Source organism: Polaromonas sp. P1_F4 (genome assembly GCF_056405675.1).
The window spans coordinates 1-11,793 of record NZ_JBFUBP010000011.1 but is presented as its reverse complement, the minus strand read 5'-3'; the positions used below and the strand labels follow the sequence as shown (position 1 = coordinate 11,793).

The 11,793-nt window shown below is 61.5% G+C and carries 13 protein-coding genes and 1 pseudogene; 3 read left to right on the top strand and 11 right to left on the bottom strand.

The features are described 5' to 3' along the window. The first annotated feature begins 2 nt into the window (after nt 1–2). A complete protein-coding gene (locus AC1DYQ_RS19200) occupies nt 3–134 on the top strand; it encodes a hypothetical protein (protein ID WP_477688127.1) in 132 nt (43 codons plus the stop codon). 16 nt (nt 135–150) lie between these two features. On the opposite strand, the gene AC1DYQ_RS19195 is transcribed toward AC1DYQ_RS19200, so the two are convergent. The 3 genes from AC1DYQ_RS19195 to AC1DYQ_RS19185 are packed head-to-tail and all read right to left on the bottom strand — an operon-like array spanning nt 151 to nt 2,979. Beyond that, complete coding sequence (locus tag AC1DYQ_RS19195; protein WP_477688126.1) at nt 151–1,437, bottom strand: sensor histidine kinase; 1,287 nt, start codon at nt 1,435–1,437, stop codon at nt 151–153. After that, nucleotides 1,427–2,134: a response regulator transcription factor gene (locus AC1DYQ_RS19190; protein WP_477688125.1), complete on the bottom strand. Its 708-nt coding sequence runs from the start codon at nt 2,132–2,134 to the stop codon at nt 1,427–1,429. The genes AC1DYQ_RS19195 and AC1DYQ_RS19190 overlap by 11 nt, the downstream gene beginning before the upstream one ends. A gap of 32 nt (nt 2,135–2,166) precedes the next feature. Then, nucleotides 2,167–2,979 (bottom strand): MipA/OmpV family protein, encoded by an 813-nt coding sequence (locus AC1DYQ_RS19185; RefSeq protein ID WP_477688124.1) that lies wholly within the window; start codon nt 2,977–2,979, stop codon nt 2,167–2,169. Nucleotides 2,980–3,183: 204 nt separating this feature from the next. Between AC1DYQ_RS19185 and AC1DYQ_RS19180 the strand changes: the two genes are divergently transcribed. Continuing rightward, the gene (locus AC1DYQ_RS19180; RefSeq protein ID WP_477688123.1) at nt 3,184–3,378 is read left to right on the top strand and encodes a hypothetical protein; all 195 of its coding nucleotides are present in this window, start codon (nt 3,184–3,186) and stop codon (nt 3,376–3,378) included. A gap of 164 nt (nt 3,379–3,542) precedes the next feature. Here the strand turns inward: AC1DYQ_RS19180 and AC1DYQ_RS19175 are convergent, their stop codons facing one another. From AC1DYQ_RS19175 to AC1DYQ_RS19140, 8 genes and pseudogenes are all read right to left on the bottom strand, one after another. After that, entirely contained in the window at nt 3,543–4,463 is a 921-nt protein-coding gene (locus AC1DYQ_RS19175) for a hypothetical protein (protein ID WP_477688122.1), read from the bottom strand. A gap of 228 nt (nt 4,464–4,691) precedes the next feature. Further along, nucleotides 4,692–5,594: a hypothetical protein gene (locus tag AC1DYQ_RS19170; protein WP_477688121.1), complete on the bottom strand. Its 903-nt coding sequence runs from the start codon at nt 5,592–5,594 to the stop codon at nt 4,692–4,694. 98 nt (nt 5,595–5,692) lie between these two features. Beyond that, nucleotides 5,693–6,061 (bottom strand): hypothetical protein, encoded by a 369-nt coding sequence (locus AC1DYQ_RS19165; RefSeq protein WP_477688120.1) that lies wholly within the window; start codon nt 6,059–6,061, stop codon nt 5,693–5,695. A 126-nt stretch (nt 6,062–6,187) separates the two neighbouring features. Then, nucleotides 6,188–6,547: a hypothetical protein gene (locus tag AC1DYQ_RS19160; protein WP_477688119.1), complete on the bottom strand. Its 360-nt coding sequence runs from the start codon at nt 6,545–6,547 to the stop codon at nt 6,188–6,190. Beyond that, a complete protein-coding gene (locus AC1DYQ_RS19155; RefSeq protein WP_477688118.1) occupies nt 6,547–7,332 on the bottom strand; it encodes a tRNA-uridine aminocarboxypropyltransferase in 786 nt (261 codons plus the stop codon). The genes AC1DYQ_RS19160 and AC1DYQ_RS19155 overlap by 1 nt, the downstream gene beginning before the upstream one ends. A gap of 53 nt (nt 7,333–7,385) precedes the next feature. Next, on the bottom strand, nt 7,386–10,115 hold the full coding sequence (locus tag AC1DYQ_RS19150; RefSeq protein ID WP_477688117.1) for a polysaccharide deacetylase family protein: 2,730 nt from the start codon (nt 10,113–10,115) through the stop codon (nt 7,386–7,388). 68 nt (nt 10,116–10,183) lie between these two features. Continuing rightward, a pseudogene (locus AC1DYQ_RS19145) lies at nt 10,184–10,394 on the bottom strand (tRNA-uridine aminocarboxypropyltransferase); the annotation flags it as partial. A 153-nt stretch (nt 10,395–10,547) separates the two neighbouring features. Then, nucleotides 10,548–11,597, bottom strand: coding sequence for an ATP-binding protein (locus AC1DYQ_RS19140; protein WP_477688116.1), 1,050 nt, complete (start codon nt 11,595–11,597; stop codon nt 10,548–10,550). Between the two features lie 55 nt (nt 11,598–11,652). Between AC1DYQ_RS19140 and AC1DYQ_RS19135 the strand changes: the two genes are divergently transcribed. Beyond that, nucleotides 11,653–11,793: winged helix-turn-helix transcriptional regulator (locus AC1DYQ_RS19135; RefSeq protein ID WP_477685834.1), on the top strand; the 141-nt coding region annotated here is incomplete at its 3' end.

The window sequence follows — 11,793 nt, the reverse complement described above, 5'->3', positions numbered from 1 at the left end:
CAATGTGCGACCGTCCTGCTCGCCTCGTCACACCGAGCCCGGCCGAGCTGGCCCAGCTCGACAAGGCCTTCCCGCCCGACGTTGCTGCCGCCCTGCGTTACCCCGTGTCTTTTCCGGGCACGGTGAATGCCTGAAACCAGAAGCTGGAAACTAGAAGCGAATGTCCACCACCGAACCTTTGCTCACCGCCGATGAAATGGCCAGCGACCATTTGAAGCGCTCGCAGATCCGCTTCGTCAAAAACAGCCCCAGCCCCCGGCCGCCGCCGGGCTTCATCGACGTCTGCAAGGCCGCGCTGTAGCTGCGCGCGGCCTCCACCGGGTCGAAGCCTTCGCCGGAGTCGCTCACCCGCAGCCTTTGCGGTGTGAGGCTGACCGTGACGTCCCCCTTCTGCGTGTTCTCGGCCGCATTCCTCAGGAGGTTGGCAATGACGATCCTGACCATTGCTTCCGGCGCATTGACCGAAAGGCTCACGCACTCGACCAGCACAAAGCGCGCGGGCTTGAAGGCCAGCAGGTGCTCATGGTCCTGCATCAGCTCCTGCAGCATCAGGTCGACCCGAGTGGTTTCCACCCTTGCGTTGCCGTCCGGCTCGCGTGACAGGTAAAGCAGGGCGCTCATGGTTTCGGTCAGGTTGTCGACCGTGCCGCGGATCCGGTCCAGCGGGCCTTTTGCCTGCGCGGGCAGCGCTTGCCTGGCCAGCACGTCCACCGCGCCGCTGATCACGGCGACCGGGGTGCGGAACTCATGGCTGGCCTGGTCCAGCAGGCTGCGTTCCCGCTCGATGAAGCGCTCCACCCTTTCAAGGTGGCGGTTGACCTGCACCGCGATGTCGTGCAGCTCCGCCTGCGGGTAATCAACCGACAGCCGCTGCGAGGGCTGCTCCGGGTCCAGGGCTTCCATGCGCTGCGCCAGGGCCCTGGCCGGCTTGCGCAGGCTGCCGTGTAGCCAGAGCAGCGTGGCGCCCACCAGCGCCAGGTTGACCAGCACAAAGATCAAGCCCCCGATGCCGACCTTGTTCTGCAGGGTCTCGATGTCGGTCATGTCGATGACGGTGACCACGCGGCCGTCCGCGACCGGCGTGACCAGGGCCGCGTAGTCGTGCTCGTCAAACCGGTCCAGGTCCTGTTCGCTGTAGAACCCGGCGGGCAGCGTGGCCAGGTAGGGCGGCATGTCGGCGGGCAAGGCCGTGCCGCTCTTGAGGTGCCATCCCTTGTAGGCGCCCTGTGTCGGCAAGGGTACGGGCGTGTTGCCCGTGCTGCCGGCAATGTAATGCTGGGTGGTCGAGCGCAGTATCTGCTCCCACACCGGGTGCGTGATCATCACCTGGCCGAAGCCCACCGAGACGCTGACGCCCAAGGCCAGCAACACCCCGAAAGCGACGAACAGGGCGCTGATCCGCCAGTGCAGGTCGAACATGCGTGGTTTATTCGCCATCCTGCACCCGTATGCTGTAGCCCTGCCCGAGCACGGTGTGCAGGATTTTCGGGGCGCCTTCGCCATCAACCTCTTTGCGCAGCAGGTGCATGTGCGATCGCAGGATGTCCTTGTCCAGCGTCCGCTCGCCCCAGATCTGCGCTTCGAGGTGCTCGCGGCTCACGATGTGCGGCGAGCGGCGCATCAAGACCTCCAGTATCTGCCGCTTGATCGGCGACAGCGACAGCTCGCGGTCTCCCCGGGTCACGACCAGCGACTGCAGGTTGAAGCGCAGGTCGCCGACTTCCAGCACCTGCCCCGGGGCCTGCGCCGCGTGGCTGCGTGTCACCAGTACGCGCAGTCGCATTTCGAGTTCCGGCAGCGCGATGGGTTTGACGAGGTAGTCGTCGGCCCCAGCCTCAAAGCCCTGCAGCTTGCTGTCCAACTGGTCCTTGGCCGTCAGCATGATCACCGGCGTCCTGGACTTGAGTTCGCCCCGAAGCTGCGTGAGCATGGTCAGGCCGTCCATGCGCGGCATCATCCAGTCCAGCACGATCGCGTCGTAGTGATTCGCCTGCACCATGCCCAGCCCCGATTTGCCGTCGGGCGCAGCGTCGGGCTTGTGGCCGCAGGCTTCCAGGTAGTCGTAGATATTCGCCGCCATGGGCGCGTTGTCCTCGACGATCAGGATGCTCAAGGGGCCTTCAATCATGTCCATCTCGGTTCTTTCGCGTGGTGGCGCGGCGGGCGTCAGAATTTCCTCGAAACCCCGACAAAAACAGAAGTTACCCCATTAGCGTCCCTGTCCACCAACGGGCTGTTGCGGATCTTGCCTGGCAGCGCGCTGTAAGACAGGCTGCCCGCCAGAATCCACTTGTCGGCGAAGGGCCGCATCACCTCAATACCGACACGCGGAATCACCGCACTTCCCGGCTTGTAGTTCACCACACCCCGGGCGACTTCCGCGTCCAGTGTTCCGTAGTAATAGTTGGCCAGCTTGGCCGAGTAATGGCTGACCGCGATGTTGGGCGTGATCGTGGTCGATCCCCACTGCAGCGGATAGCCGTATTTGGCCGAGGCCTCGTAACCCTTGCTCGCGCCCGACACGTCGGCCTTCAGCGCTAGCTCCACCACGCCCATCCCGCCCTTGAAGGACCCGGCAATCCCCAGGTCCAGGCCGCCGTCGCGGTCTTCCAGCAGGTTGCGGTTGATGCCCCGGGCCGCAAGCTCGGCTACGCCGAAATCATCTTTCTTGATGCCGCCCAGCCGGGCACCCAGCGTGGCATCGAATGTGAAACCGTCGCGGCTGAGCAAGTGGTAACCCCCGCTGATGCCGCGCCAGAAGAACTTCTCGCCCTGGTAGCTGATCAGCGGCACTGCGCGCAGCTTGGCGCTTTCGCCCGCGTAAATGTCGGTTCGGGCCGCCATGCCCACACCCAGGCCCCAGGGTGAAGCCCCGGGCTCGGGCTTCGGCTGCGCATAGGCGCCCGTAATGCCCGTAACGCCCGTGAGCGCCGACAGCAACACCACACCGGCGGGAACAACAACAGATTTGCGCTTCATAGGGAGATTTCCTCTGGGACGGTTTTTGGAAAAAGGCCGCCGGCGGACCGCCAGGCTGGACGCACTGTGCCGCCCCGCTGTCGCGGAGATGTCGCGGCCGGGATGCCGCGTGGAAGCACGCGTCGCGACATCCCGGCGACAGCCAGCGCCGACCATCACCGCCTTTTCCTTCCCTTTTCCCTTTTTGAAACCGGACCTCTCAGGATGACAAAACGCCAAGCCCGCCCTTACGCCGCACCTTCCCCGGCCGCCAAGCCCGCAGCCCTTGCCCGCACCGAAACAAACCCGCACCCGCTCAAGCGCGACCCTTCCGCCACGGCCGCGCTGCCGCTTTTTTCGATGTTTTTCCTGGGCGCATGGACTGGCAAGCCCGGCGCGTTGCGCGGGCGCAAGCGATGAGGAGGTGATGCCGGGAAAGGTGGTGCGCGGGCTGCGGGTCCGCCGGCCTCAATGCGCAATCGCAATTTTAAGTGGCTGCAGCCCAATAAGGCTGCGCGCGAGCAGCTATTAATTTAGGAGCAAATCGCGGCCGCCCACGGTAACCAGCCGTGGCCTGCTTTGAGTTACTTCTCCGTGCCGGGAAAGTACGGCGCGCCCTGCATCGCCGTCAGCGGCAGGTAGAAAGTCTTTACCGGCACCAGCGGCGCATTGCGCACCACCACCTTGCCCAAGGCTGCGGCGGCTTTGTCCTGGGCTTCTTCTTCGCTGCCCTCTTCCGCCGGGCGTTTGGCGCCCGGCACCAGCGCCGGCCGTATGCAGGCCGCGCGTATGCCTTCGAGGATTTCGCCCGGCAGCTCGTCGCGTGTGCCAAAGCGGCTGCCGTCTACATGCAGCACGCTGCCTTTCAGCGTGGCAGACAGGTTCAGCGGCGGGTTGCCAAACGACTGGTCGTAGCCCACGGCCAGCGTGTTCGCGTCGCCGCGCCGGTACTGCACCACGCGCAGCCGTTTGGGCTGGCGGTTGGCGTCCACCTCCACGTCGCCTATATAAAAGTAGCGCACCTGCGCCACCGGCAGAGGCGGCAGCTTGTAGCTGTCAGACCAGTTGCTCTGGTCTTCCTTGAACAGCGGGCGCAGTGTGGTGGGCAGCGCGTCGTTGCTGGAAGTGGCAAACACGGCAGACGTTGCGTTCGAAAGCGAATAGCCGTGAAAGTCAAACGCCACCGTCTCTTTCTGCTCAGGCACCTGCTTGCCATAAGCGGGGAAGATCGCGCCGTTCTGCCGAACCTCCTGCAGGCGCACACCGTTGCCTTCGGCCTTCCAGCGCCCACCGGCCAGCATGTCGAGCGAGCCGCCCATGAAGGTAAAGCAAAAGGTGTTGTCGTCCAGCAGCATCAGCTGCGCACGCGAATCAACGGAGCCCTGTGTGTAGCCACCCACATACGGCTTTTCAGCCGCAGTTACCGCATGCGCGCCGGCCATCGGCAGCAAGGTGAGGGCGAAGGCGGCAAGCGTGGTGCCAAGAGGCTGGGAGATGGAGCGCATGGGCAGTGAGTCCGGTGGGTGTTGAACCCAATGAATGTATTACAGCGGGTGCCCTGGCTGCGCCGGTATCAATAACAGGGCTTCGTTGCGCGACGGATCCTGGGTGCTGGAAAAACACTCCTGTAGAGCATTTTCAGGCATCAAATATGCCTGCAGCCCAATAAGAACGAGCGCGAGCAGCTATTAATTTAGTAGTGTCCCGTGCGACGACCCAGCAAACTGTCTGGCCTACTTGTCTTCAGAAAAGTACGCCGCGCCCTGAATCGCCGTTAGCGGCAGGTAGAAGGTTTTCACCGGCACCAGCGGCGGCTGTTTCACGGACGTCGCGCGTCCGGCCGCTATCTCAGCGGCTTCTTCTTCGCTGGGGCGCTTGGGCTCAGCCAGCGCGGGCCGTATGCAGGCCGAGCGTATTCTTTCCAGGGCTTTTTCCGGCAGCTCCTTGCGCGGGCCAAAGCGGCTGCCGTCGACATGCAGCACTTCACCATCTTTCAGCGTGGCAAGCTGGTTCAGCGGCGGGTTGCCAAACGCCGGGTTGTAGCCCACACGCAGCGTGTTCGCATCGCCACGCCGGTACTGCACCACGCGCAGCTGTTTGGGCTGGCCGTTGGCATCCACTTCCGCGTCGGCTATATAAAAGTAGCGCACCTGCGCCGCCGGCAGGGGCGGCAGCTTGTAGCTGGATGACCAGCCGTTGTGGCCGTCCTTGAAGAGCCGGCGCAAGCTGGTGGGCAAGGCCTCGTCGCTGCCCGTGGCAAACGCGACCGACACCGCGCGAGACAGCGAATGGCCGTGAAAGTCAAACTCCACGGGCCCTTTCTCAGGCAGCACCGCCCTGCCAAAGACGGGGAAGACGGAGCCGTTCTGTCGCACTTCCTGCAGACGCACGCCGTTGCCTTCAGCCTTCCAGCGCCCGCCGGCCAGCATGTCGAGCGAGCCGCCCATGAAACTAAAACAAAACGTGTTGTCGTCCAGCAGCATCAGCTGCGCACGCGAATCGACCGAGCCCTGGGTGTAGCCACCGACATACGGCTGTTCAGCCGGGGTAACAGCCTGCGCGCCGGCCAGCGGCAGCAAGGTGAGGGCGAAGGTGGCAAGCGTGGTGCCAAAAAAAGACCGGGAGCTGAGGCGCATGAGTATCCAGAAGGTGAAGAAGGAAGTGACTGTATTGCAGCGGCAGCATGGTTGCGCCGGCCTCAATGCAAGCAGATGTCAGCACGCGGACTATGCCACTAAGGCACAAAGCGCGAAGCCACAAACGCCAGCCCCGCCAGCCCGCCCCACAGCAGCGCCGTCACCAGCCGGTTGCGTTCGTTTTCATGGTGCGTCATGAAGAGATGGCCCAGCAGCCAGGTGATGCCCTTGAAGCCAAACAGCAGCCCGATGAGAACGGCCGTGCCGACGTAGACACCGTGCATCCACAGCGGAATCGACAGGAAAAAATACGCCACACCCCGCGACGGATAAATCAGGTACATGCCAAGAAACAGCGAAACCTCAAAAAGCGGCACGGCCACCAGCGCAGCCACCAGCCGCCATAGCAGGCCTTCGCTTTCGTCCGACGGGGAATGCCGTTTGCGCAGGTAGCCAGGTTGGTTCATGGATAGTGCCGGTAATGCTGAGTGCTGGTTTGACAGTGTGGACTATAGGGCCGACATAGCCGATTTAGCGGATGTTGCTTGCGCCGCTTCGCGTTTGGCCGCCAGCCAGGATGGTCCCGCGCTTGCTTAAAGAAAGGGAAGGCAAGCGCGGTAGGTGGCCGTGGATACCCGGTCTTGAACAAGTATCAAGGCCACAGTGCTGCCGAGAAAAAGCGCAGCCCACAGCCAGCCTGTGAAAACCATGGAATTGAGCTTCGCATCCTGGAGGTTTTTATGCTCACCACGCCACAGGTACTGATTCATGGCGGCGCTCTGCATGTCACCATCCGCAAACATGACCTTGCGCTGGCGAAGGTCGGCCCACACCTCGGGATGCTTTTGCTGGAGATGGGATGCCAGCTTTCCCTCGTGGAGCGCTCCTGCGATGAAAGCGAACACGATGCCGGCGATAGCCAAGGCATGCACCAAAACCAGGGGGCTGCACATCAGGGTACACCTTCAAAAACCGAAGGTGTTGCCCCTGAGCGTAGCTCGCGCAGCCGCTGGTGCGCGGCATCTTCCAGCTCCAAAGGCTGTTGTTGCTTGGCCTTGAGGTACCGGTTGGTAAACACATCCAGGTAAGCCTCCAGCGTTTGCGCCGCATGCGTTTCACCGGCCAGCTCCAGGCACAGGGCGGCCACTTCAGACGTGCAAAAGTGCGTGTCGCGTTGCGAGCGGCGCAGCTTGTAGCGAGAAAGCTGCTCGCTCTGCAAACTCAGCACCGGCAAATGGTTGAGGTAGGGGCTTTTGCGAAACATTTTTCGTGCCTCGGGCCAGGTCGCGTCGAGCAGCACAAACAGCGGGCGCTTGCCCTTTGTGCCATCAGTCGGGTCGGCAGGCAACACATCTGGCACCACCCGCTCAGCCGCCACAAACTCGCCCGGAAACACCAGGTAGGGCTGCCACTGCGGATCCGCCAGCAGGGCCAGCAGCGCAGGGTCAACCTCGGTGCGCGCCCACTCAAACGCAAACGTGTCCGCCACCACATCGGCAATCAGCCAGCCCGTGTTGCTGGGTTTCAGCGCCTCGATGTCGGCCATGACCAGGCACACACCCGCACGCGTGGGTACGCTGGGGCGCAGGGCGCACATGCAGTGGCTGGGCATCAGGCGGCAACCGGCGCAGCGCACATTGCGCGGGCCGCCACGGGCCAGAAATGGTTTGGAGGCGCGCGCCAGCCGCGCGGTGCGCAGCCGGGAAACTGCGTGAGCGGCTGGGGAAGTGGAAGTCATAGGCAGAGTATCGCCAAATCGCGCCGGGCTACTCCAGCCTGCTTCAAGCGGCTTCAGGCCTTCTCAAGCTCTTGTTTTGCATGGGCGGCGCCCGGCCCGTTGGGCGCCAGCTCCAGGTAGTTGCGAAAAGCCTTCTTCGCCTTTTCGCCATCGCCTGCCCGTGCATGGGCGTCGCCCAGGTTCAGGTAGGCAACTGCACGCGACGGATCCATCTTTACAGTGTTCTCAAACCAGCGTGCCGCTTCCTTGAACTTGTCTTGCTTGAAATACACAAAACCCAGGTTGTTGGCGGCCAGTGCAAAGTCGGGGCGCAGCTTCAGCGCTTCGGTGAACTGGGCTTCGGCTTCGGCATACAGCTTTTCTTTATAGAGCTGCAGGCCGCGGTCATTGGCGCGCTGGGCCAGTTGCCGAGCCGAGCTGGGCACCGCCAGCGACGTGGTGATCTTTTGTTCACCACCCTGCAGGTCTTTCACCACCACGGTTGCCGTGGGCGGCGCCGTCACCGGCGCATCGCTGCCGGCTGTGGGCGCCGCAGCGGGCGGGCGTGTGGCGTCCAGCTTGCTGTTCAGCGCAATCGCATCGCCAGACAGCTGGCTTGTCTGCGCGCTCAAAAACTCGGCCTCTGCCGGCAGCGCAAACACAAAGTCGCCGCCTTCCGAGCCCGGCAGGCTGCCAAAGGCCGGCGTTTGCCGCGACACTGACGCCACGGCCGGCGCCACATAGGCGGCCAGCTCGGTGGCCGTGATCAGCCCGTCGCCGTTCAGGTCGGCCTTGCCGCCCATGGCTTGCAGCAGCGTCCAGGTAAACACCGAATGCCCGTTCGGCCCGCCGTCGGCCACCAGCTGGTCGGCGCCGCCGGCCGTCAGCATCTGCCGGCCCAGTCGCTTGGCGTTGTCGCGCAAAAAGTTGCCAGAACCCGCGCCGCGCGTCAGGCCCAGCCCGCTGTAGCAGGCGTCCATCACAAACAGCACATGCTTGGCCGTCAGGCTTTCGGCAATGTTCTGCAGCTCCGTCATCGGCACCGCGTCGGTCGCAATTTTGTTCGGGTCTGAATCTGCCGGAATGATGTACCCCAAATCGCGGCCCGAGCTCAGCTGCCGTGTGGCGCCGTGCCCGGCAAAGAAGACAAACAGCCGGTCATTTTTCTTCATGCCGCTGTGCGCCAGCTTGTCGTGAAAGGCGGCCAGTATGCCGGTGCGTGTGGCCTCGCGGTTTTCCAATGAAATCACGTGGTCGGCGGCAAAGCCAAAGCGCTGGATCAGTGTTTCACGAATGGCACGCGCGTCGCGCACCGCGTACTGCAGCTTGGGCCAGCTGGCGTAGTCGTCAATGCCAATCACAATGGCCCACGAGTCGCTGTAGCCCGGGTTGGTGGCCTGCGGGGCGGGTGCCACGCCAGCGCCCTTGGCCACGGTAAAGCCACTGCCGTCCCAGCTCGCAAACTGGTAGCCGTCGGCCACCAGGCGCTCCAGAATGGCCGGCAGCGCCTTCACCGTGCGCTCATGAATGTCATGAAACAGCACAATGCCGCGGCCTTCTTTTTCTACCGACTTCAGCACGCGTTCCACAATCGAGCTGGGCACCGGGTCGGCCCAGTCGAGCGAGTCAATGTTCCACATGACAGAGCGCAGGTGCGCGGCCGACAGCACGTCCAACCCTTCGTCATTGCGCGCGCCATACGGAAAGCGAAAAAGCGGCGAACGCCGCGCATCCACCGCTTTGAGCAATTCATCAGTGCCCAGCATTTCTGATTTAAGGCCCGCGCCATTGAGCTTGGAAAGCTGCGCATGCGTCATGCTGTGGTTGGCCAGCGTATGGCCGGCTTCCAGCAGCTTGCGGCTGATGTCTGCACGCGGCCCCAGCTTGGTTTTGCCGTCAGCCGCCACCGTGCCCAGGTTGCTGCCCACCTGAAAGAAAATGCCCGGCGCGCCGTACTGCTTCAGGATGGCCGCAATCTCATTGGTGTAAACGCCGTGCGGGCCGTCGTCAAACGTCAGCACGATGGTCTTGGGCGGCAGGCTGTAGCCAAACACCTCGCCCTCTTCTTCGTCTTTGCTTTTGCGCGTGGTGGGCTTGGGCAACGCGTAAGGCATCACCACGCCAAAGTCTTTCAGAATCTGCTCACGTGTGTAGCGCTTCTTCAGGCTAGCTACGTAATCTTCCCAGCGCTCACGCTTCAGCTCAATCGCCCGCGGCTCAAAGCGGCCGAAGACCAGGCGAATTTCTTTTTCGTAGTTGCGCTCAATTTCAACCAACGCGTCCAGGTCTTCACCAATGCGCTTGTGCAGCTTGATGGCCGGTAGTGACGAGTCTGCCGCCACACTGGCCTGCAGGCTGCGCAGCAGCTCCCGAAAAGCCAGCCGGTCGGCGTCAAAGAGGCCCTTGTCGCTTTCCACATAGTCCAGAATGCCCGCAATCGCATCAAAGCGCTGCGGGTTGCCAGAAGCCACCAGCGCCGCCAGCTGCGCCTCAATCTCGGCCACCCGCGCAGGGTTGTCATGAAACAGCCCCTGCCCCACCTGGTTGGCCATGGCCCGCTCACCCGCACCCAGCTTTTTCTCATCGGCAAACAGCACGATGATTTTTCGGTAGCTGGCTAGCAGGTCCTGCATGCCCGTCAGGATTTTGCTGGTGTCGAGTGGGGCTGCGGCCAGAGCCGTCGCAGGCGGTGGTGCGTCTTTCTTGCTACGGTCAGAGTCAAGGGTAATGACGATGGCGGTGGCCACTACCAGTAACAGGGTTCCTCCGGCTGCGGCGAGGGCGATCTTGGTCTTTTTGTTCATGGGTTTGTTTTTATTTGGCCTGGGACTGGGCTTTTTCCGAATCTACCATTTGGCGTTTTATAGCTACTCGAATTGCCGGGTTTCAGCGTCTCGGTGTCGGCCATGAGCAGGCACACACACCCGCATGCGTGAGTACGGTAGGGCGCAAGGCGCACATGCAGTGGCTTGGGATCAGGCGGCAACCAGCGCACGCGCGTTGCGCGGGCCGCCGCGGGCGAGAAAAGGTTTGGAGGCGCGAGCCAGGCGCGTGGTACGTAGGCGGGAGACGGCCTGGGGCATGAAAATGTCAAAGCGGGCAATTGGCAGAGATGCAGTTGGCCCGTTGTTGGTTGGATGTCTGCGGCGGCATCCTATCGCAGACCGACAATTCGTAGGCATTCGCATTCTTTTCGATGCAATATCTAACTCGATTGCGAAGCGGTATCCAGAAAACTAAATAGCATTTTCTAGCCATCGTGTTGTAACTACAGCGACTGCAGCAGCATCAAGCGCTGGCTGCACCCATCCGCGGACAAAGCTGATGTCATTTGAATCCGGCAGCTGGTGCGGAGGCAATTTTCTTATTCGAATTCGGGCCGGTAAGGCCGCTGCTTCGCCAACAAATATAGCTTCGCGTCGAGAAAGGGAGGACAGCATCCGAGTGATTCCCGCAAGGCCATCAGGAAGAAATCTCCCAACATGCTCCTGGTCGGCGCCGTTGCTGAGGCGAAGAACAATCCAAGAATTACATTGTGAAAGAACAGTGCTCTCCACGTCGGATGGCCTCTGTGAGACTAGCATTAGTCCCAATCCGTACTTCCGCCCCTCTTTAGCAATTCGTCGAACCGCGTCTTGTGCTTCTCGATACTGGGCTTCACCACGATCTGGAACGTATCGATGCGCTTCCTCGCAGACCAGCAAAATTGGATCCCGATCACGTTCGGCACGTGTTTGCCACACCTTATAGTTAAAAAGTAAGCGACAGATCATTGCAGCCAGCGTGCCTGCGACTTCGTTTGGTGCTCCGGAGACGTCAATTATTTTGACCGTGGCGCCGGCTACCGTTTGACCAGTAAGCTGAAGAATAGCGCCATCCAGCGAATCTCCAGCCTCTTCTTGCATTAAAAATTTGATGCGAGGATCGGTCCGCAAGACATTCAATTTGTCCAAAATGGATTCATGGGATTTACGATCCGTCGCAGACGCTGATTCTGTTTTGTTAGGTTTCCGCCCTTGAACTTTATCGATGTGTTTTACAAACTCATCTAATGAAAATTTGGAGGGCTTATCACGATCAAAACCCGAAATGTTCGCATCTGTTTTTCCGGCGCACAGAACTGGTGATTGATCTCCGAGTGGGTCTGCTGGTAGTGGTTGAACAATTCCAGCACCGACCATGCGGGCATGTTTCAAAGCCTTATAAACGATATTATTTTGAGAGGTAGCTTCTGCTGTTGAATTCCGTCGAAATCTGATCCACTTAGCGCAGTAATTTCCATCCAAAACTGACCCACGTAGGCACTACTCTGCTTGTTTTAAAAGCAGGGGGAAATTAGGAGTGATAGACGTGGCGACATTGAATGTCATCAGACGTTGGGCATTGCGGGATCAGATGTCCATCCGCGAGATCTCAAGGCGTACAGGCCTGGCTCGCAACACCGTGAAGAAGCACCTGCGATCAGAGGAGAGCGAGCCTAAG

Coding starts and splice junctions, on each gene's coding strand:
- AC1DYQ_RS19160 (WP_477688119.1), bottom strand. CDS start 6,547: ATGTGCAGCCCCCTGGTTTTGGTGCATGCCTTGGCTATCGCCGGCATC.
- AC1DYQ_RS19180 (WP_477688123.1), top strand. CDS start 3,184: ATGACAAAACGCCAAGCCCGCCCTTACGCCGCACCTTCCCCGGCCGCC.
- AC1DYQ_RS19150 (WP_477688117.1), bottom strand. CDS start 10,115: ATGAACAAAAAGACCAAGATCGCCCTCGCCGCAGCCGGAGGAACCCTG.
- AC1DYQ_RS19190 (WP_477688125.1), bottom strand. CDS start 2,134: ATGGACATGATTGAAGGCCCCTTGAGCATCCTGATCGTCGAGGACAAC.
- AC1DYQ_RS19175 (WP_477688122.1), bottom strand. CDS start 4,463: ATGCGCTCCATCTCCCAGCCTCTTGGCACCACGCTTGCCGCCTTCGCC.
- AC1DYQ_RS19165 (WP_477688120.1), bottom strand. CDS start 6,061: ATGAACCAACCTGGCTACCTGCGCAAACGGCATTCCCCGTCGGACGAA.
- AC1DYQ_RS19195 (WP_477688126.1), bottom strand. CDS start 1,437: ATGGCGAATAAACCACGCATGTTCGACCTGCACTGGCGGATCAGCGCC.
- AC1DYQ_RS19155 (WP_477688118.1), bottom strand. CDS start 7,332: ATGACTTCCACTTCCCCAGCCGCTCACGCAGTTTCCCGGCTGCGCACC.
- AC1DYQ_RS19200 (WP_477688127.1), top strand. CDS start 3: ATGTGCGACCGTCCTGCTCGCCTCGTCACACCGAGCCCGGCCGAGCTG.
- AC1DYQ_RS19185 (WP_477688124.1), bottom strand. CDS start 2,979: ATGAAGCGCAAATCTGTTGTTGTTCCCGCCGGTGTGGTGTTGCTGTCG.
- AC1DYQ_RS19170 (WP_477688121.1), bottom strand. CDS start 5,594: ATGCGCCTCAGCTCCCGGTCTTTTTTTGGCACCACGCTTGCCACCTTC.